The sequence below is a fragment of the Idiomarina zobellii genome, assembly GCF_900100855.1.
GTDB lineage: Bacteria > Pseudomonadota > Gammaproteobacteria > Enterobacterales > Alteromonadaceae > Idiomarina > Idiomarina zobellii.
The window spans coordinates 362,873-381,793 of the sequence record NZ_FNCB01000001.1 but is presented as its reverse complement, the minus strand read 5'-3'; the positions used below and the strand labels follow the sequence as shown (position 1 = coordinate 381,793).

The 18,921-nt window shown below is 48.4% G+C and carries 19 protein-coding genes; 11 read left to right on the top strand and 8 right to left on the bottom strand.

Annotated features, from left to right (window positions below; all coding sequences use genetic code 11):
• Positions 1-18 precede the first annotated feature (18 nt).
• From dnaX to BLT32_RS01815, 8 genes are all read left to right on the top strand, one after another.
• Positions 19-2,100, top strand: a complete 2,082-nt coding sequence (dnaX, locus tag BLT32_RS01850; protein ID WP_053952594.1) for a DNA polymerase III subunit gamma/tau — start codon at positions 19-21, stop codon at positions 2,098-2,100.
• A 29-nt stretch (positions 2,101-2,129) separates the two neighbouring features.
• A complete protein-coding gene (locus tag BLT32_RS01845; protein ID WP_053952593.1) occupies positions 2,130-2,456 on the top strand; it encodes a YbaB/EbfC family nucleoid-associated protein in 327 nt (108 codons plus the stop codon).
• Positions 2,457-2,471: 15 nt separating this feature from the next.
• Positions 2,472-3,077 carry a recombination mediator RecR gene (gene recR, locus BLT32_RS01840; RefSeq protein WP_053952592.1) on the top strand — a complete coding sequence of 202 codons (606 nt, stop codon included), beginning with the start codon at positions 2,472-2,474 and terminating at the stop codon, positions 3,075-3,077.
• A gap of 76 nt (positions 3,078-3,153) precedes the next feature.
• Complete coding sequence (gene htpG / locus BLT32_RS01835) at positions 3,154-5,067, top strand: molecular chaperone HtpG (RefSeq protein WP_053952591.1); 1,914 nt, start codon at positions 3,154-3,156, stop codon at positions 5,065-5,067.
• 112 nt (positions 5,068-5,179) lie between these two features.
• The gene (gene adk, locus BLT32_RS01830; protein WP_053952590.1) at positions 5,180-5,827 is read left to right on the top strand and encodes an adenylate kinase; all 648 of its coding nucleotides are present in this window, start codon (positions 5,180-5,182) and stop codon (positions 5,825-5,827) included.
• A gap of 48 nt (positions 5,828-5,875) precedes the next feature.
• Positions 5,876-6,277, top strand: a complete 402-nt coding sequence (locus BLT32_RS01825; RefSeq protein ID WP_053952589.1) for an MAPEG family protein — start codon at positions 5,876-5,878, stop codon at positions 6,275-6,277.
• A gap of 9 nt (positions 6,278-6,286) precedes the next feature.
• On the top strand, positions 6,287-7,069 hold the full coding sequence (locus tag BLT32_RS01820) for an alpha/beta fold hydrolase (RefSeq protein WP_053952588.1): 783 nt from the start codon (positions 6,287-6,289) through the stop codon (positions 7,067-7,069).
• A 42-nt stretch (positions 7,070-7,111) separates the two neighbouring features.
• A complete protein-coding gene (locus BLT32_RS01815; RefSeq protein ID WP_053952587.1) occupies positions 7,112-8,497 on the top strand; it encodes an MATE family efflux transporter in 1,386 nt (461 codons plus the stop codon).
• Positions 8,498-8,508: 11 nt separating this feature from the next.
• Here the strand turns inward: BLT32_RS01815 and hisIE are convergent, their stop codons facing one another.
• Genes hisIE through hisG form a run of 8 tightly spaced genes read right to left on the bottom strand, consistent with a single transcriptional unit; the run spans position 8,509 to position 15,570 of the window.
• Positions 8,509-9,117: a bifunctional phosphoribosyl-AMP cyclohydrolase/phosphoribosyl-ATP diphosphatase HisIE gene (hisIE, locus tag BLT32_RS01810; protein ID WP_053952586.1), complete on the bottom strand. Its 609-nt coding sequence runs from the start codon at positions 9,115-9,117 to the stop codon at positions 8,509-8,511.
• Positions 9,118-9,126: 9 nt separating this feature from the next.
• On the bottom strand, positions 9,127-9,909 hold the full coding sequence (gene hisF, locus BLT32_RS01805; protein WP_053952585.1) for an imidazole glycerol phosphate synthase subunit HisF: 783 nt from the start codon (positions 9,907-9,909) through the stop codon (positions 9,127-9,129).
• Complete coding sequence (gene hisA / locus BLT32_RS01800) at positions 9,891-10,628, bottom strand: 1-(5-phosphoribosyl)-5-[(5-phosphoribosylamino)methylideneamino]imidazole-4-carboxamide isomerase (protein ID WP_053952584.1); 738 nt, start codon at positions 10,626-10,628, stop codon at positions 9,891-9,893. The genes hisF and hisA overlap by 19 nt, the downstream gene beginning before the upstream one ends.
• Positions 10,622-11,212 carry an imidazole glycerol phosphate synthase subunit HisH gene (hisH, locus tag BLT32_RS01795; protein WP_053952583.1) on the bottom strand — a complete coding sequence of 197 codons (591 nt, stop codon included), beginning with the start codon at positions 11,210-11,212 and terminating at the stop codon, positions 10,622-10,624. Before hisH ends, hisA begins: the two co-directional genes overlap by 7 nt.
• Positions 11,209-12,285 carry a bifunctional histidinol-phosphatase/imidazoleglycerol-phosphate dehydratase HisB gene (hisB, locus tag BLT32_RS01790; protein WP_053952582.1) on the bottom strand — a complete coding sequence of 359 codons (1,077 nt, stop codon included), beginning with the start codon at positions 12,283-12,285 and terminating at the stop codon, positions 11,209-11,211. The genes hisH and hisB overlap by 4 nt, the downstream gene beginning before the upstream one ends.
• On the bottom strand, positions 12,282-13,364 hold the full coding sequence (hisC, locus tag BLT32_RS01785; protein ID WP_053952581.1) for a histidinol-phosphate transaminase: 1,083 nt from the start codon (positions 13,362-13,364) through the stop codon (positions 12,282-12,284). The genes hisB and hisC overlap by 4 nt, the downstream gene beginning before the upstream one ends.
• Positions 13,364-14,674 carry a histidinol dehydrogenase gene (gene hisD, locus BLT32_RS01780; protein ID WP_053952580.1) on the bottom strand — a complete coding sequence of 437 codons (1,311 nt, stop codon included), beginning with the start codon at positions 14,672-14,674 and terminating at the stop codon, positions 13,364-13,366. Before hisD ends, hisC begins: the two co-directional genes overlap by 1 nt.
• Before the next feature lie 2 nt (positions 14,675-14,676).
• The gene (gene hisG / locus BLT32_RS01775; RefSeq protein ID WP_053952579.1) at positions 14,677-15,570 is read right to left on the bottom strand and encodes an ATP phosphoribosyltransferase; all 894 of its coding nucleotides are present in this window, start codon (positions 15,568-15,570) and stop codon (positions 14,677-14,679) included.
• Positions 15,571-15,910: 340 nt separating this feature from the next.
• Here hisG and BLT32_RS01770 point away from each other — a divergent pair, with 340 nt between their 5' ends.
• From BLT32_RS01770 to tsaB, 3 genes are read left to right on the top strand one after another with little or no spacing between them, the layout of a single operon-like run.
• On the top strand, positions 15,911-16,192 hold the full coding sequence (locus tag BLT32_RS01770; RefSeq protein WP_053952578.1) for a hypothetical protein: 282 nt from the start codon (positions 15,911-15,913) through the stop codon (positions 16,190-16,192).
• Positions 16,193-16,243: 51 nt separating this feature from the next.
• The gene (yoaA, locus tag BLT32_RS01765; RefSeq protein WP_053952577.1) at positions 16,244-18,178 is read left to right on the top strand and encodes a DNA repair helicase YoaA; all 1,935 of its coding nucleotides are present in this window, start codon (positions 16,244-16,246) and stop codon (positions 18,176-18,178) included.
• Entirely contained in the window at positions 18,175-18,858 is a 684-nt protein-coding gene (gene tsaB / locus BLT32_RS01760; protein ID WP_053952576.1) for a tRNA (adenosine(37)-N6)-threonylcarbamoyltransferase complex dimerization subunit type 1 TsaB, read from the top strand. The genes yoaA and tsaB overlap by 4 nt, the downstream gene beginning before the upstream one ends.
• The last annotated feature ends 63 nt before the right edge of the window (positions 18,859-18,921 follow it).

Sequence of the window (18,921 nt, the reverse complement as noted above, 5' to 3'; positions counted from 1 at the left end):
CTATAACCTGAGTTTCTTATGAGTTATCAAGTTCTGGCAAGAAAGTGGCGACCGTCTCAGTTCTCTGAGGTGGTTGGGCAGCAGCATGTATTGAAACCATTAGAACATGCGTTGCTTAAGCAAAGGCTTCACCATGCTTACCTCTTTTCCGGAACGCGCGGCGTTGGCAAAACCACAATAGCTCGAATTCTGGCTAAGGCTCTGAATTGCGATACGGGAGTGACTTCAACTCCATGCGGGCAATGTTCTGCTTGCCAGGAAATTGATCAGGGACGCTTTGTCGACTTGTTAGAAATTGATGCGGCGTCGCGAACAAAAGTAGAAGATACGCGAGAGCTCCTCGATAACGTCCAGTACCGTCCAACTCGGGGGCGTTACAAAGTGTACCTTATTGATGAGGTACACATGCTGTCGCGTCATAGCTTCAATGCACTTCTTAAAACCCTGGAAGAGCCACCGGAGCATGTTAAGTTCTTGCTGGCCACAACTGATCCGCAAAAACTACCAGTGACCGTACTTTCCCGTTGCTTACAATTTAATTTAAAAGCGCTTTCAAAAGAAGATATTGCCGGTCAGCTGCAGCATGTTTTGCAGCAGGAAGGTATTTCAGCGGATTCCACCTCACTTTCTTTACTTGCGCGAGCCGCAAAAGGCAGTATGCGAGATGCACTGAGCCTGACTGACCAAGCTATTGCTCAGGGTCATGGAGAAGTGCTGTTAGACAGTGTTCGGCAAATGCTGGGTAATGTACCCACTGCTGACATAGCTGGCCTGCTAAAAGATGTATTAAATAACGATGCGGCGTCGTTAATGCAACGTGTTGATACCATGGTTGCTGTTGTTCCCGATTTAAGCTCCGTGCTTGTCGAAATGCAGAATATGCTGCACCAGCTGGCTCTCATGCAGCAGCTACCTGATGCACAGCAGGCATTTGATGACGCAGAAATAATAAAGCCGCTGTTGCGCCAAATGCCGGCGGAACTTATACAAGTATTTTATCGCATAGTGTTGGAAGGGCGGCGAGAGCAGCCTTATGCAGTGGATGCCAGAAGTGGTCTGGAAATGACCTTGCTTCGTTTATTGGCATTTCGACCTAAGGCAGGCCCTTTAACTGACGAAACAAATGGCGAAGAGACAAACGGCGAAGAAACACCTTTAGCCGCTGAATTGTCGAAACCAAATGAGCCTTCAGGCGGGCCAGAGCCAGAACTAAAATCAGAATTAAAACCAGAATTAAAACCAGAGTATCATGACGACCGGCCTACGCCGGAACAGCCTCCTGAAATCAATGAAGAGCCAGTGAGCTTTGGTAATACCGATGAATTTGCAGATTCATACGAACCAACTCCTGACATGGTGGAGAAATCGGAGCCACATAACCAGGTGGCGCAGCAATCGAACGACAATGTGTCTGAGCAAGAAGAAGCATCACAAGATCAGCCTGATGCATCGGGTCTTGATGACTTGCTGCAAATGCGGCAAGACTTAATGCAAAAAAAAAAGCCAGATGAAATAGCTTCTAAAGACTTTCGAGAAACGCCGCAGAAACAAGCACCCCGGGCACAGGCACCAGAGGCGCCTAAGCTTAAAGAGACTGAGCCAGTCGTGTCTTCTGAAATCCCGCAAGGAAGTGCTGACACCTCTGGGCAGCCGCATTCTTCCGATGCAGCCCCGAGCAGCTACGACTACCCTGAAATTACCGATGAAATTAAGGATGCAGCTGACATTGACCGCTGGAGCGCCATGATAGCGGGTATGGATATTTCCGGTTTGGCTCGACAGGTGTTACTGAACTCCGAATTACAGGACAACGAAGGGGATAACTGGACTATTTTAGTCAACAGCGATCAACAGTCCCTTCTAAATAATGCGACAGAGCAGGCTGTGAGAGAGTCTTTACAAGGACTCTTGGGAAGCAGCGCGGTGGTATCATTTGCTGTAGGTACACCGGCAAACCCTACGCCCCTTATGCTGCAACAGCGTATCAATGAATATCGACATAAGCGTGCTTTAGAACGTTTGGAAAAAGATAATGGCGTTATGGAGTTGAAAAAACGCTTCGGCGCACAAATTGATGAAGAATCGGTGCAAGCGCTTTAACGTATTTAATTAATGATGAGGAAGTAAACATGTTTAAAGGCGGAATGGGAAATATGATGAAGCAGGCGCAACAAATGCAAGAGCGCATGCAGCAAGCCCAGGATGAAATCGCAAATATGGAAGTCACCGGCGAAGCTGGTGCAGGCATGGTGAAAGTGACTATGCTGGGCAATCACAACGTGAAACGCGTTAGCATTGACCCAAGCCTGATGGACGACGACCAGGAAATGCTGGAAGACTTAGTTGCGGCAGCGACAAACGATGCAGTACGCCGCGTTGAAGAGACCAGCAAAGAGCGTATGTCTGAAATTACTGGCGGTATGGGTTTGCCTCCAGGCTTTAAAATGCCGTTTTAATTCGGAGTCAGTTTAATGAAGTTAAGCCCGGCTATCGAACAACTGGTGGAAAGCTTGAAGCGTTTGCCTGGTGTTGGGCAGAAAAGCGCACAGCGTATGGCTTTCCATTTACTGGAACGGGACAAGCCGGGTGCTTCACGGTTATCTGACTCTTTAAAACATGCCGTTGAAACCGTAGGACACTGTAATAGTTGTCGAACATTAACGGAAAATGACCTTTGCTCAATATGCCTCGATGAAAGACGTCGCGACAGTGGCGTGCTTTGCGTTGTGGAAACGCCGGCCGATGTTTTAGCCATCGAGCAAACATCCCAGTTTAAAGGGCGCTACTTTGTTCTAATGGGCCATTTATCGCCGCTTGATGGTGTTGGGCCTTCCGATATTGGCTTAGATAAACTCGAGCAGCAGCTTCAATCGGACAATATCGAAGAAATCATACTTGCCACTAACCCCACCGTAGAAGGTGATGCGACAGCGCATTACATTGCGGACATGGCGGATCAGTACAACATTAACACGACTCGCATCGCTCACGGTGTTCCTGTAGGCGGTGAACTGGGTTACGTTGACCAAACAACTTTAGGTCACGCTTTTAGTGGCCGAAAACAATTCACTCGCTGACTTGAAAAGCCTGGTGTCATCCCCATTTTAAAACGATAGGTATCACTGTACGTTTTAAACAGTAGGAGAAAACACTATGGCGGAAGCCGGTCAAATGGAAAAACACGGGTTTCAGACAGAAGTAAAACAATTACTTCATTTGATGATCCATTCTTTGTATTCCAATAAAGAAATTTTCTTACGTGAATTGGTTTCCAACGCGTCTGACGCGGCGGATAAGCTGCGCTTTAAAGCGCTGAGTGACAACTCTTTATACGGCGACGACAGTGAGTTGTTCGTCCGTATTTCGGTCGATAAAGACGCTAAAACTATCACCATAAGCGATAACGGTATCGGCATGACCCGAGACGATGTCATGAACAATTTGGGCACTATCGCTAAGTCGGGCACAGCTGAGTTTTTTGGGCAGCTGTCAGGTGACCAGGCAAAAGACAGTCAGCTTATTGGTCAGTTTGGTGTTGGTTTCTATTCAGCATTTATTGTTGCCGAAGAGGTCACTGTACGCACTCGCTCTGCGCTCGATAATAACACTGCCGGTGTTGAGTGGCGTTCGCGTGGTGAAGGTGAGTTCGAAATTGCTGACATTGAAAAGGCGCGTCGTGGTACGGACATTGTTCTGCACTTAAAAGATGACGCTGAGGAGTTCTTAGACGAGTATCGTCTGCGGGGTATTATTAACAAATACTCAGAGCACCTGAGTATTCCTGTACAAATGTGGAAAGAGCCAGTACCTGAATCTGAAGACAGTGAAGGCAACAAGGTAGAAGCACAGCCAGGCGAGTGGGAAACAGTAAACTCAGGTAAAGCGCTGTGGACGCGTGACAAGTCAGAAATTACTGACGACGAATACAAAGAGTTCTATAAAACCGTTGCGCACGACTTTGATGAGCCACTGCTTTGGACGCACAATAAGGTGGAAGGCACTACAGAGTACACAAACTTGTTGTACATTCCGAAAAGAGCGCCCTGGGACTTATGGAACCGTGAACAGCAGCATGGCGTGAAGCTGTATGTTAAGCGTGTCTTCATTATGGATGACGCAGAGCAGTTAATGCCGACTTATCTGCGCTTTGTACGCGGTTTGGTGGACTCAAACGACTTGCCGTTGAATGTGTCTCGCGAAATTCTTCAGGACAATAAAATTACCCGTTCCATGCGCAACGGTAGCACTAAAAAAGTGCTACAAATTCTGAAGAAACTAGCGAAGGACAATAAAGAAGAGTACCAGCAGTTCTGGGATACCTTCGGTAATGTCTTGAAAGAAGGTCCGGCGGAAGATCACAGTAATCGTGAGCGCATCGCTGAGTTACTGCGCTTTGCATCGACTCATAACGACAGTGCTGTTCAGTCTGTTAGTCTTGACGACTACATTGAGCGCATGAAAGATGCTCAGGATAAGATCTTCTACATTGTGGCAGATAGCTACGAAGCTGCGAAGAATAACCCTGCATTGGAAATTTTCCGTAAGAAAGGCATTGAAGTTCTGTTGTTGTCTGATCGAATCGATGAATGGCTCATGAGCCATTTAACCGAGTTCAAAGAGAAACAGTTACAGTCGGTCACTCGTGGCGACCTGGATCTTGGTGAGCTCGACGACGAAGAAAATAAGGCTGAGCAAGAAAAAGCGGAAGAAGCCTTTAAAGAGAACCTTGAGCGTTTCGAAAAAGCTTTGGGTGACAAAGTGAAGAAAGTGCGCGTGACTCATCGTTTGACAGACTCACCGGCGTGTATCATTACCGACGAGCATGATATGAGTACGCAAATGGCTAAGTTAATGGAAGCTGCTGGTCAGGCTGTTCCTGAAACCAAGTATATCTTTGAGGTAAATCCAGAGCACGCCTTAGTTCAGCGTATGTTGGAAAAAGACGACGACACCTTCAAAGAATGGGCTGAAGTTTTGCTCGATCAAGCCACGCTCGCAGAGCGTGGAAACTTGAAAGATCCAGCGTCATTTGTCACTAAACTGAATAAGTTAATGCTTAACGCATAACCTTCCTGCTGCGGTCATACCATTGGCCGCAGCGCTTCTCTAAGCTTGTAATAGCTTGCCTGTCAGGGTAAAGTTCGTGGCAGACTTTTGAATCACGCAAAGAGGTTTTCTTATGCGCATTATTTTATTGGGCGCTCCGGGAGCAGGTAAGGGCACGCAAGCTCAGTTCCTGATGAACACATTTGGTATTCCTCAAATTTCAACAGGCGATATGTTGCGTTCAGCAATTAAGTCGGGTTCGGAATTAGGAAAAAAAGCCAAGCAGGTAATGGATGCCGGGCAACTCGTTTCGGACGACATCATTATTGAATTGGTTAAAGAGCGCATTGCTGAACCAGACTGCCAAAACGGCTTTTTGTTAGACGGCTTTCCTCGAACAATTCCGCAAGCCGATGCTATGCGTGAAAACGGTATAGAAATTGACTACGTACTGGAATTTGATGTTCCTGATGAAGTCATTGTTGAGCGTATGAGTGGTCGTCGCGTACACCCCGGTTCTGGCCGTGTTTATCACATTGAGCATAACCCGCCTAAAGAAGATGGTAAGGACGATGAAACCGGTGAAGAGCTGGTTATTCGCCCTGACGACCAAGAGCAAACGGTCCGTAAACGCCTGTCGGTATATCATGAACAAACTGAACCACTGGTTGAGTATTACCAGAAATTGTCGGAAGAGGGCAAAACTGAGTATTACAAAATCGATGGCACACAGCCGGTTGAAAAAGTTAGCGACCAGCTTGGTGAGCTACTGAAAAAATAAACACAAAGGCTCACTTGGTGGGCCTTTTTTGAATAAAGGGGCGGCACAATGGATATTCGCATCACCGGTTTTTACGCTGGCTTACTTGCAGTACTTTATTTAATTTTGGCTGTGCGAATTGTTCGCTTACGCTGGAAGTATCGTGTTGGTATTGGTACCGGTGGAGAAGACGAGCTGAAAGTGGCGGTACGGGTCCACGGTAACTTTATTGAGTATGTTCCGTTTATTCTTATTTTGCTTGGTATGGTTGAAGCTAATGGGACCTCAACTGAGCTTGTTCACGGCATTGGAATTGCTACATTAATTGCTCGTATAAGCCATGCTATTGGTTTAACCAAAACGATTGGGCCAAGTATTTTCCGCACCATAGGCGTGTTGGGCACCTTCGCTGTTCTACTATTCAGTGCCGGGATCTGCGTGGGTCAATTTATCGGCTTTAGTCTGCTGTAGAGAAGTGACATGTCAGAATTAGGTTCCGGAGTATACGTTTTCGGTGAGAAGCACAACCCTCCAGTGCTGTTGTTGCATAGCTCACAAAGTGCAAGTTCTCAGTGGCGAGATTTAATTCAACGCTTAAGCCATTCTCGCTTCGTCATTGCTGTCGACCTGCTTGGTTATGGCAAAGCGCCAGAGCCTGAAGCGGTGGCAAACTTTCGCTTAGCCGATGAAGTCCCGCGAGTGGTAGAGGCTATTTCAGCGTTAAAAATTGATACTGCTATTGATGTTGTTGGTCACTCTTATGGAGGGGCTTTGGCGCTTAAACTCGCCTTGGAGCAACCTTTCGCAATCTCAAAACTGGCGGTGTATGAACCTGTGGCTTTTCATGTGTTAGCTGACGACTCCCCCGGGATGATTGAAATACAAGAAATTAGCCAGGCGATGCATGGTAAAGACGCTGAAGAGTGCACCCGCACCTTTGTCGATTACTGGAACAGTCCGGGCTATTTCGACGCCTTGCCGTCCAAAATACAGGCGTTGATGGTAAAGCAGGCCGCTAAGGTCGCACTCGACTTTGATGCCTTGCTCAATGAGCCCAAGCGACTGAATGATTATGCGGCTGTTGAGCAACCGGTATTGCTTGTTCAGGGGGAGCATACGCGTCGTAGTGCTAAGGCTGTGGCAGATGCTTTATCGACGGTCATTAGTGACTTAAAACGAGAGTCGATAGCAGCGGGGCACATGGGACCGTTAACTCACCCGTCAGAAGTCAATGATAAACTGGTTCAGTTTATAAACGCATAAGCGACAATCCCTGAAAGGTCAAAACGAGCGAGACACTCCAACGTGAAATCCTGGCAAGACAATAAAAGCGAAGTGGTAAAACTTGCTCGACTGACGGGCCCTATACTTATCGCACAGCTGACACAAATGCTCATGAGTGTTGTCGATACGGTAATGGCGGGCCGAAAAAGTGCGATTGACCTAGCAGCAGTATCTGTTGGTGGCAGTATTTTTGTGCCGGCAACCTTGCTGGTATTTGGTTTGGCGTTAGCGCTTGCGCCTATTATTTCCCATTTCGACGGCTCTGGTGGTCATCGTAAAATGGCGAATATGCTGCAACAGGGCTTCTATGCCTGTGCCATTGTTGGCGCGATAACCTTAGTAGGCATGTCTTCCGCTCCGTGGTTACTGGACTTAATGGAAGTAGAAGACAAGTTCCGGCAGGTTACGCTCGACTATCTGTTTTACATTGCCTGGGGCATTCCCGGCTTTGTTATTTATGCCGTTCTGAGAAACTTTTGCGAAGGTATGTCGAACACAATGCCATCGCTGATTATTGGTTTTATCGGGCTTATCATCAATATTCCGGCGAACTATATTTTCGTATATGGCGAGTTTGGAATGCCGGCACTTGGCGGCGCTGGCTGTGGTGTAGCAACGGCTCTCGTGCTTTGGGGAATGGCGATTTCAATGGCTATTTATACCTTTGGCGCCAAGCGCTACAAGAGCCTCCGCTTACTGCGCAGTTGGTACAAACCTAACTGGGATGACGTGACTTATGTCATTCGTCTGGGGTTTCCTATTTCAATGTCGCTGTTTTTCGAGGTGAGCTTATTCGCAGCGGTTGCCCTGTTAATAGCGCCGTTAGGAGCGACAGTGGTTTCAGCTCACCAAATAGCCCTGAACATAAGCTCGTTGGTCTATATGGTCCCTCTCAGTATTTCTATGGCGGTGACGTTGCGAGTGGGGTTTGCGCTTGGTGCCGGAAACCCTGACAACGCAATGCGTAGCTTCAGAATTGCACTTTGGTTTGGTGGTGTGTTTGCGGCTGTAAACGGGCTTATTATGTACCTGGGTGGTAGTTTCCTGGCCAGTCTCTACACACCGAACACAGAAGTCATTAATTTAGCCGCAACATTAATGGGGCTGGCTGCTATTTTTACCTTGTCCGACACCTTCCAGGTCGTGGCAATGGGAACACTGAGAGGCTACAAAGATACGACTTACCCTATGGTACTGGCTTTTATATCCTATTGGCCTTTCGGCTTAACTGTGGGGTATGTGCTAGGACGAACCAACTTAGTGGTGCCAGCCATGGGCGCTGCTGGGTTCTGGATAGGCTTTATTAGTGGCCTGAGTGTGGCGGCCGTACTGCTGTCTGTCAGGCTGAAGAAAGTATCAAAAGCCTACAAACGCCGCCACTTTCAAGAGCAGCTGAATAGCGCTTAACAAGCATTACACTAATTATGGCGCTGTTTCAGTACCTTAAGGACATCACTCATCGATAAGTCACTGGCGCTCAGCACCACCAATAAGTGGTACAGCAGATCAGCACTTTCATTGAGCAGTTCGTCTTTGTCGTTGGTTGCCGCTGCAAGTGCCACTTCGACACCTTCTTCACCGACTTTCTGAGCGCATCGTTTAATGCCTTTCTGGAAGAGGCTGGCAGTGTAACTTTCACCGGCATCGGCGCCTTTTCTTGAATTAATAACCCCTTCTAAGTGGTGTAAAAAAGAGCCTGACGTGTCAGCAAAGCAGCTTTGGGTGCCTAAGTGGCAGGTTGGCCCATTCGGGGTCGCTTTAATTAACAGAGCGTCACTGTCGCAGTCGGTATGGACCTCTTCCAATTCAAGGACATGGCCAGAACTTTCACCCTTAGTCCATAAACGTTCTTTGCTGCGGCTGTAAAAAGTGACCTGACCTGACTCTAATGTCTTCTCAAGTGCCTTGTCGTTCATGTAGCCCAGCATTAGAACCTTGCCGGTTAGAACGTGCTGGACAACACAGGGAACCAGATTGTCCATTTTTGCCCAGTCAAGGCTGTTTAAATTTTGCTTGTCGACTCTCACTGTCACTCCTTAGGGTTCAATGGGACGCACGGCAATGCCATTGTTGTGCATCGCGCTTTTCACATCGGCAATTGAAAAAACGTTCTTATGAAAGACTGAAGCTGCCAGAGCTCCATCAACTTTGGCGTCATTAAAAACATCGACAAAATGCTGTATTTCACCAGCGCCACCAGAGGCGATTATGGGTATTGAACAGTAGTCGCGTAAAGCCGCCAGTTGCTCAATATCGTATCCTTTGCGTACGCCGTCCTGATTCATGCAGTTCAAGACAATTTCGCCGGCGCCTCGTTTAATCACTTCCTGCAACCAGTCTTTAGTTTGCCATGCCGATTTGCGTGACTTCTTTTCATCGCCGGTAAACTGGTGTACCTCATAGGTACCGGTCTCTTCATTGAAGAAACTGTCAATACCGATAACAATGCACTGTTGACCGAACTCTGCCACCAGCGTGTCGATAAGTGACGGGTCCAGTAATGCAGGTGAGTTAATAGACAGCTTATCTGCGCCTTTTGACAGTAACTCTTGAGCCTGAGCTACAGAGCGAATACCGCCGGCGACCGTAAACGGGATATTAATTTCTTTGGCAACCCGCTCTACCCACGATTTATCCACCGTACGGCCATCGGACGAAGCGGTAATGTCATAGAAAACCAGCTCGTCGGCACCGCTTTCGGCGTAATGGCGAGCCAACGGAATAATGTCACCAATGACTTCGTGGTTACGAAACTTAACGCCTTTAACGACCTGTCCGTCACGAACGTCCAGGCAGGGAATTACTCGCTTTGCCAACATGCCAGTGCATCCTCCAGAGTGAATTGGTTGGTTAGCAGCGATTTACCCAGAATCACAGAATCGCAGTTAATAGCTTTCAGCGCCTTTATATCGTCCAGGCTGCTCACGCCACCCGATGCTTGCCACTGTACGCTGGGGTATTTGCTTTTGTATTTTTGGTACAGCTCGACGTTGCTTCCGCTGAGTGTGCCGTCTTTGCTAATGTCGGTGCATAATACGTGCTGGCAGCCTACTTCAAGGTATTGGTCTAAAACATCTTCCAAAGCCTTGCCTGAAGACTCTTGCCAGCCGTGCGTTGCAACTAACGCCTGACCGTTGGGTTGAATGTTGACATCCAGCGCCAGTACGATTTTTTCAGGGCCGTAGGTTTTAAACCATTCGAGTACTTTTTCCGGTGAGCTGACAGCGGTTGAGCCTATCACTACTCGCTTAACACCAACAGCCAGAAGAGCGTCGATATCTTCAGTCGTGCGAATACCACCACCCACCTGACAACTCATACCTGACTCTTTAATCAGCTTTTCCAGCAGCTTTGTTTGACGCTGCTTAGGGTCCTTGGCGCCGTCTAAGTCGACTAAATGAAGCCATTTTGCGCCAGCTTTAGCGTAGCTTTGAGCTTGTTCAACCGGTGAAAACTGATATTCGGTTTTCTGAGCAAAGTCACCTTGGTACAGTCGTACAACGGCACCATTGATTAAGTCTAACGCAGGTATTAGCACAGCTTAGCCTCCAGAAACTCACGTAAAATTGACTCACCCACTTTGCCTGAGCGTTCTGGGTGAAATTGCGCGCCGAAATAATTGTTGTGGCGAATCATTGATGCAAAGCGTTGACCGTACTCCGCTTCGGCAATGGTATATTCATCAACGGCAACCGCATAGCTGTGAACAAAGTAACAGTATTGTTCGGCAGACTTCAGCAGCGGATTATTATTGGTTGGCACCGACGTATTCCAACCCATGTGCGGCAGCGGCAGTTCGCCAACCTCAAGCCGTTTAGTCAATGACGGAATTAATCCCAGGCACTCGACATCCCCTTCTTCCGAATGCGATGTCATGAGTTGCATTCCCAAACAAATGCCGAGCACTGGCTGTTCGAGCGACTTCAGCACGTCAACCAACTGTTTTCTCTGTAGGTTACGCATTGCTGCAGCAGCAGTGCCAACGCCGGGCAAAATGACACGATCAGTGGCGCGAATCGCGTCTGCATCGTCGGTTACAGTGCATGAGTAGCCCAGTCGTTCAATCGCAAAGCGAACCGATGTCAGGTTTGCGCACTCTGTATCAACAATCACCACCTTCATGCCAGCATTCCTTTACTCGATGGCAGTTGTTGGTCTCCGGTTTTAGCGACCGCCTGACGTAACGCGCGACCAAAGACTTTAAACAGGCTTTCTACCTGGTGATGACTGTTGCCCTCGGTTGTTGAGAGGTGCAGGCTAATGGCCATAGCATCGGTCAGCGAGCGGAAGAAATGTTCAACCATTTCTGTCGACAGTTCACCGACTTTGTCACGACTAAAGTCCGCTTGCCACTTCAAGTAAGGACGGCCGGATAAGTCAATCAGGCACTCTGCTTTACATTCGTCCATCGGCAGCGCGAAGCCAAAGCGACCAATACCGCGTTTGTCGCCAAGCGCCGAACGCAAGGCCTGACCCAGTGCTAAAGCTGTATCCTCAATGGTGTGGTGATCATCAATGTGCAAATCGCCCTCTACCACAACACTCATATAAATGCCCGCATGTGTGGCAATTTGCTCCAGCATGTGGTCAAAAAAGCCAATGCCGGTGCTGAATGTGCCGCGTGCAGAGCTGTCCAGATCAATGGCGATATTAATGTCAGTTTCATGAGTTTTTCGAGACACTTTGGCGGTACGGGGCCGGTCAACAATTTCGTGGACAATGTCATCCCAGCTGTATTCTTCCCGGTTGTAGCGAATGCCGCGAATGCCCATGCCTTGTGCCAGTTGTAAGTCAGTTTCTCTGTCGCCAATAACGAAAGAGTTAGCAAAGTCGACTTTGCCTTCCGTTAGATAGGGTTGCACAAGCCCCAGCTTAGGCTTACGACAGGCGCAGTTGTCCTCGTCAAAATGTGGGCAAATTAATACGTCATCAAAACGAACCCCTTGTGACTTAAATACCGACATCATTAAATTGTGCGGAGCCTCAAAGGTGTCTGTCGGGAAGCTCTCGGTACCCAGCCCGTCTTGGTTAGACACCATGACCAGTCGGTACCCGGCATTTTGAAGCTTTAACAGTGCCGGTATGACATTTGGCTCAAAAACGAGCTTGTCGACACTGTCGAGCTGCTTATCGACGGGCGGCTCTTCAACCAGCGTGCCGTCGCGGTCAATAAAAAGTATGGATTGCTGTGTCATGAAAAATACCCTTTTAATTGTTGTGCCAGCTCGTCATTTTCTTCGCGGCTACCTACCGTTATTCTAATACAACCGTCTAACCCGAGTTGTTTAGATTGGTCCCGAATCAACACACCTTGTTGTTGCAGTGCACTGACAATGTCGGCCGCATTGGCTCGGGTGGTATCACAACGATACAGTAAAAAATTTGTTACGCTGTCAAATTCCAGCGTTAGTGGTAAGTCACTGAGTAACTCCACAAGCCGTTCACGTTCGCCGATAAGTGTATCGACCTGCTGCTGCATACGCTCAATATTGTCCGGGCTCAGAGCCTGTGTTGCTATGTTAATGGTAGGCTCCGGCAGCGGGTAGGGCGCCAATATCTTTTTCATCAGCTCAATAATGTCATCATTGGCGAGCAAAAAGCCGCAGCGAATGCCGGCAAGCGCAAAGGCTTTTGATAATGTCCTCAATACCACCAGGTTAGGGTAGGTCTTCAGCCATGATGCTTTGCTGTTGTCATAACAGAATTCAATATAGGCTTCGTCAACCGCAATAACTGTGTTGGGGCAGGCGTCCAGTACTTGCTTAATGTCTGCTGCATTTAGCGTGTTACCCAGGGGGTTGGACGGTGAACACAGAAACGCGACCTTACAATTCCTGGCCTGCGAGATCACCTGCTCAACGTTCAGTTGGCCTTTTCGCTGCCCTGAGTCTATTAGCGGCACCTCAGTAGTATTGACGGCATAAGTTTTAGCCGATATCGCATACATACCATAAGTCGGCGGGCAAATGAGAATATTGTCCTGTCCCGGCTCGCAAAACGCCCGAATCAACAATTCGATACCCTCATCAGAGCCGCGAGTACTTAACACCTGGTTGGGTTGTACACCAGCATAGTCGGCATAAGTGGTATTCAGCGCCTCTGACTGAAACTGTGGATACCGGTTCAGAGCGCCATCGTCAAAGCGGTAACCGTTATCAAAAGGTGACTCATTGGCGTTCAGCCACACATTACCACCGCTCATACTGCGTCTGGCCGACGCATAGGGCGTCAGTGTTTTCAGATGCTGGCGCTGAGACTTTTCCACTAATGACATTATTGGTCCTCCATGCGAATGGTGACAGCTTTAGCGTGTGCATCGAGTCCCTCAACATTCGCCAGGGTTGTAATCGCCTCTGACAAAGTCGCTAAGCCTTCGTAGGACACTTCTTGTACGGTGTAACGGCGATAAAAGTCCAATAGTCCCAAACTACTGTAATTGCGCGCGTAGCCGTAGGTAGGCAGTACATGGTTAGTGCCTGTTGCGTAGTCACCACCAGACTCCGGTGTATAATGACCCACAAAAACAGAGCCCGCCCGGGTCAATTTCGGCAGTAATGAGCGCGCATTGTCTGTTTGTATGGATAAGTGCTCAGGCGCATATTGCTCGCTAATGGTTATTGCTTCATCAATAGTCTCGACAACCAGTAAACGGCTTTCGGCTAACGCCTGGGCTGCAATATCAGCCCGTTGTAACTGCTGACACTGCTCAATGAGTGCTTGTTTCACTCTGTCTGCCAGTGTGCTTGATGGCGTGACCAGAATAACTTGTGAGTCCGGGCCGTGCTCGGCTTGAGACAACAAGTCGGCTGCAATATACGCTGGGTTAGCAGTGTCATCACCAATAACCAGTAATTCAGAAGGACCCGCGGGCAAGTCGATAGCACAGCCACTGGCGTCATTGCTCACTTGTTGCTTAGCTTCAGTGACAAAACTGTTGCCCGGGCCAAATACTTTATCGACCGGGGCGATGGACTCTGTACCATAAGCTAGGGCGGCAACGGCTTGAGCGCCGCCGCAGGTGTATATTTCTGTAATGCCACAACGGTTTGCGGCGTACAACAGCGCATCCGGTAAGTCACCGCTTTTATCCGGCGGACTGACCAGCACAACGCGTTGACAGCCAGCCAGCTGGGCCGGTACACCAAGCATTAACGCGGTGGAAGGTAAGGTGGCACTGCCTCCGGGAATATAAAGCCCAACGGCATCTAATGGCGCATAGCGAAGTTCACACTGAACACCTTTTATGGTTTTAACAGCAAGGTTTTCAGGGACTTGTGCCTGGTGAAAACGACGAATAGTGCCGTAAGCTGTATCAATCGCCTCTGCCACTTTTTTGTCGAGGCGATTCACTGCTTGCTCTATACGCTGTTGCGATACGCGCAGCGAGGTCGCTTCAGGATAGTCAAACTGCCGAGTGTAATTCAGCAGTGCACTGTCACCGTTATCACGAATATCGGCAATAATCTTTTGAACTGTTTGTTGCGTGTTTGTCGCTGTTGCCTGACGGGGACGCGAAAGCCGCTGCTCCTTTTCGTCGGCAGACAAGTCTGCCCAGCGCTCAACCTTGATGTTTAAGCCTTGCATAGTTACCCCATCATTTTTTCAATTGGCAGAACAAGAATAGAGCTGCAACCTTTCGCCTTTAAATCTTCCATGGTTTCCCAGAACAGCTTTTCTGTACTGACCATGTGCACAGCCACTTGTTTGTCAGTGTGACTGAGCGGCAAAATGGTCGGGGTTTCTGCCCCCGGCAACAGTTCAACCACTTCTTCAAGCTTATCTTTGGGCACGTGGAGCATAATGTATTTGCTTTCCTTCGCCATTTGTACGCCATCGATACGCGGCAGTAATTGATCAATCATTGCTTGTTTTTCATCAGACAAAGTTTCGGAGTTTTGAATAAGCTGTGCCTGTGAACGGAATATCACTTCTTTCTCGACCAGGCCGTTAGCTTCAAGTGTTGCCCCTGTTGAGACCAGGTCACAAATCGCATCGGCTAAGCCTGCTCGCGGGGCTACTTCGACGGAGCCTGTCAGCATGACAACGCGGGCATTGATACCATTGTCCTTAAGGTAACGCTTTAAGAGTTGCGGATAGGTCGTGGCAATTCGCATTCCGTCTAAGTCAGCTTGTGACTGGTAAGAGAGCTCACGAGGTACTGCAATGGACAAACGGCACTGACCGAACTCCAGCGCTCTGAGTGGCTGAAATACGGCTGCTGTATCGCTGGCTATGCGCTCAAGTCGAGCTTCCTCCAGCACGTTTTCGCCGACCAGGCCTAAGTCGACAACACCGTCCATGACTAAGCCGGGAATGTCATCGTCACGCACCCGGAGTAAATCGATAGGATGACTGGTGCTGTGGGCAATGAGGCGGGCTTCATTAATGCTGAATTTTACCCCGCAGGCATTTAATAACGCCATTGACTCTTTACTCAGGCGGCCAGATTTTTGTATCGCTATCGTTAAACGGTTAGTCATAATTACTCCTAAAAATTAAAAAACCTCCGAAAGTTGCCTTTCGGAGGTTGTATAGTCAATCGAAAGGCTAGCGCTTATGCGGCTAGCCAGAAACTCGCTCTCAGCTAGCCCATAAAATCCAATGATGTGCATGATGGTGATGAACGAATTTCATTTTGTTGACTCCAATAATGTATGCTGTATTTCGCAAAGTTGTATAATACCTTAGCAGGTTAATTTTGTAATGCAAGCGTAAATTTATTCCTTTATGGGTCGATAGTAGGTTAATATTTAACCAGTGGTTGTATAATCAAGACGGTAACGTCGGTGACAAAAAGCAAGGATACAGCGGAGCAAACTCATGGCAAACTTCGATGCAATGGTGCCATTAATACCAAAGGATACCCGGGTACCGGTTGACCACTCTCAGGATCAAATGAGAGTCAATCAAATTGAGAAAACCAAAGAGCTTCAAGCAATTAGCGATGAGGAAAGCACCACTATTGATAATGATCCTAACCGCGAGAAACAACGGCAACAGCAGTCTTCTGAACAGCAACAGTCTGAACCTGAGGTGACTCAGGAAGAGTCAACAGAGGACAGTCTGGATAGCAATTCTGGTCATATAGACACCTACGCCTGACTCTTTTTCTATGTCATAATGCGCGCCAATTATCATTAACTAGCGCAAATTATGCCGACCGTTTCTTCCATTTTTCAGCCCGATGGTGAGCTGGCCTCAACAATAGACAACTTCCAGCCTCGTCCGTCGCAAACGACAATGGCACAAGCCATTGAAAAAACGCTGAAAAAGAAAAGCCAACTCGTGGTTGAAGCTGAGACCGGCACCGGCAAAACCTTTGCTTACCTTGCGCCCATTCTGCTTTCCAAAGGTAAGGCTATTGTCTCTACCGGCACGAAAAACCTGCAAGAGCAGCTGTTTCACCGGGACTTGCCCGTATTACGAAAAAAGCTGGCGCCGCAAAAAGTGGTCGCCTTGCTGAAAGGGCGCTCGAATTACCTCTGTCTGCATCGACTTGAACAAGCCAAGCAGCAAGCGGGGCAGCTCCCTAAAGAGATTCAGGATCAGCTTATTACCGTGACGCGTTGGTCAACGACAACCCGCAGCGGTGATATGGGTGAGCTGAATGTGCTTCCGGAAGGAGCGGCGGTTTTACCTCAGGTGACCAGCACTCAGGATAACTGCCTGGGGCGTGACTGCCCGGTTTATGATGACTGTCATTTAGTACAAGCGCGGAAGCAGGCTTTAGAAGCCGATGTTGTGGTGGTTAATCATCACTTGTTTTTTGCGGACATGGCATTAAAAGATACGGGGTTTGGCGAGCTTATTCCGGCTGTTGATACCGTGGTATTTGATGAGGCCCATCAAATCCCTGATATTGCCAGTCAGTACTTTGGTGAAACGGTGTCGACGCGTCAATTAAGCGAAATGTGTGAAGAAATTCAGCGCTTGTGCCTGACGGAGTTAAAAGACTTGTCACAGGCCAGTGCGATGGCGCGAACGTTATTACAATCGCTGCGCGATTTTCGGTTACTGTTTCCTCATGATCCTATGCGCGGCAATTGGCGCGAATGGCGCAATAAAGAAGACATTGTCGAAGTGACGGATCGTCTTGACGAGCGCTTAACCCTGCTTATTGATGTGCTAAAAACCGCGCAGGGTCGAAATAAAGATCTCGACAATTTATTAGAGAGAGCAGAGCAACATCGCATCATTTGGCGTCAGTTAATGGACGTTGAACGTACCGGTTACAGCTTTTGGTTTGAAACCACGCCAAGACAAATCAGCTTGCATCAAACGCCACTAAGTGTGGCGAAGACCTTTGGTGGCTATATTAAGCGCAATAACATGAGCTGGATATTCACTTCGGCGACATTAGCGGTTAACGGCAACTTTGAGTTTTTCACACGCCGACTGGGGATTGAGCAAGCGGACACCCTGGTTCTGGAAAGCCCGTTTGACTTTAAAAAGCAGGCTACCTTGTGCCTGCCTCGTTATTTACCGGACGCTAATGATCGTAACCGCCATGAAATGCTGACGGATATTGCCAAACAATGCATAACACATAACGACGGCGGAACGTTTTTATTGTTTACCAGCCATCGAATGCTGCAACAAATGGCAGGAATTTTGAGAGAACACGTCGACAATGAAATTTTGGTGCAGGGCGAGTCGAATAAAGGTGAGTTGTTAGAGCGCTTTACCAAAGCCGGTAATGCGGTATTGTTGGGCACCTCGTCGTTCTGGGAAGGTGTGGATGTCAGAGGTAATGCTCTGCGTTGTGTGATTATTGATAAACTACCGTTTGCATCGCCGGATGATCCTTTATTGAATGCCCGGGTGGAAGACGCACGCCTGCGAGGAGTAGATGCCTTTGGCACCATTCAGCTTCCGCAAGCCGTTATTGCGCTAAAGCAGGGCGCAGGGCGGCTTATCCGGGATAAGTACGACTCAGGTATTCTGGTGGTTTGCGATAACCGACTGGTAACACGTCAGTATGGTAAGCAGTTTTTGGCCAGCTTACCGGCTATGAGTCGCACCCGTAGCTTAGATACCGCGCTTGAATTTCTGGCGCATAAAAGTTCTACAGAAGAGCAAAATGTATGAAGTCGTTATTAGCTATAGATACATCAACTGAAAATTGTTCTGTCGCGCTTGTTCACGATGGCAAGCTGACAACCCGTGATATTGAAAGTCCCCGGGAGCACTCACAAAAGCTGCTGCCTTTTGTGGAGGAGGTTCTCGACAGTGCTGGCGTGTCTTTAGCCGAGTTGGACGGGCTTGTGGTTGGCGCTGGCCCAGGTAGCTTTACAGGCGTGCGTATCGGCGTGTCTATGGCTCAGGGACTTGCATTTAGCGCTGACTTACCCGTTTACCCCGTGTGCAGTTTACAGGCACTGGCACAGCAAGCCATCCGCAAAAACGATGTTGCTGGTGTGGTGGCTTGTATTGATGCACGCATGGGCGAGGTTTATTACTCTTTGTATGCGAATGAGAACGGAGTTGCTGTGGCTCAGTCAGAGCCGGCGGTAGCAAAACCAGACACGAACCTTATTGATACAGGGCGCTTGAAGGGCTGGGGTACTGCTGGTACAGGTTGGGACGTCTATGCAGATATTCTTGATGAAAATCATGAGCTAAAACACAGCGATAATAGCCGGCTACCGTTGGCGGAGGATATGCTGACAGTAGTGAATAGTGCTGGTGTTGAGCCGGTTCAGGCCGAACAGCTTGAGCCACTCTATGTGCGTAATGAAGTGACCTGGAAAAAGTTACCGGGGCGTTAACTTGCTGAACGCTCAGGAACTCGCCATAATAGATCCTGTCTTACATAACAGATGAGCCAATAT

What these genes read in the sequence shown, in the direction of transcription:
- dnaX (WP_053952594.1), top strand. Translation starts at nt 19, where the DNA reads ATGAGTTATCAAGTTCTGGCAAGAAAGTGGCGACCGTCTCAGTTCTCT.
- BLT32_RS01845 (WP_053952593.1), top strand. Translation starts at nt 2,130, where the DNA reads ATGTTTAAAGGCGGAATGGGAAATATGATGAAGCAGGCGCAACAAATG.
- recR (WP_053952592.1), top strand. Translation starts at nt 2,472, where the DNA reads ATGAAGTTAAGCCCGGCTATCGAACAACTGGTGGAAAGCTTGAAGCGT.
- htpG (WP_053952591.1), top strand. Translation starts at nt 3,154, where the DNA reads ATGGCGGAAGCCGGTCAAATGGAAAAACACGGGTTTCAGACAGAAGTA.
- adk (WP_053952590.1), top strand. Translation starts at nt 5,180, where the DNA reads ATGCGCATTATTTTATTGGGCGCTCCGGGAGCAGGTAAGGGCACGCAA.
- BLT32_RS01825 (WP_053952589.1), top strand. Translation starts at nt 5,876, where the DNA reads ATGGATATTCGCATCACCGGTTTTTACGCTGGCTTACTTGCAGTACTT.
- BLT32_RS01820 (WP_053952588.1), top strand. Translation starts at nt 6,287, where the DNA reads ATGTCAGAATTAGGTTCCGGAGTATACGTTTTCGGTGAGAAGCACAAC.
- hisF (WP_053952585.1), bottom strand. Translation starts at nt 9,909, where the DNA reads ATGTTGGCAAAGCGAGTAATTCCCTGCCTGGACGTTCGTGACGGACAG.
- hisH (WP_053952583.1), bottom strand. Translation starts at nt 11,212, where the DNA reads ATGAAGGTGGTGATTGTTGATACAGAGTGCGCAAACCTGACATCGGTT.
- hisB (WP_053952582.1), bottom strand. Translation starts at nt 12,285, where the DNA reads ATGACACAGCAATCCATACTTTTTATTGACCGCGACGGCACGCTGGTT.
- hisC (WP_053952581.1), bottom strand. Translation starts at nt 13,364, where the DNA reads ATGTCATTAGTGGAAAAGTCTCAGCGCCAGCATCTGAAAACACTGACG.
- hisD (WP_053952580.1), bottom strand. Translation starts at nt 14,674, where the DNA reads ATGCAAGGCTTAAACATCAAGGTTGAGCGCTGGGCAGACTTGTCTGCC.
- hisG (WP_053952579.1), bottom strand. Translation starts at nt 15,570, where the DNA reads ATGACTAACCGTTTAACGATAGCGATACAAAAATCTGGCCGCCTGAGT.
- BLT32_RS01770 (WP_053952578.1), top strand. Translation starts at nt 15,911, where the DNA reads ATGGCAAACTTCGATGCAATGGTGCCATTAATACCAAAGGATACCCGG.
- yoaA (WP_053952577.1), top strand. Translation starts at nt 16,244, where the DNA reads ATGCCGACCGTTTCTTCCATTTTTCAGCCCGATGGTGAGCTGGCCTCA.
- tsaB (WP_053952576.1), top strand. Translation starts at nt 18,175, where the DNA reads ATGAAGTCGTTATTAGCTATAGATACATCAACTGAAAATTGTTCTGTC.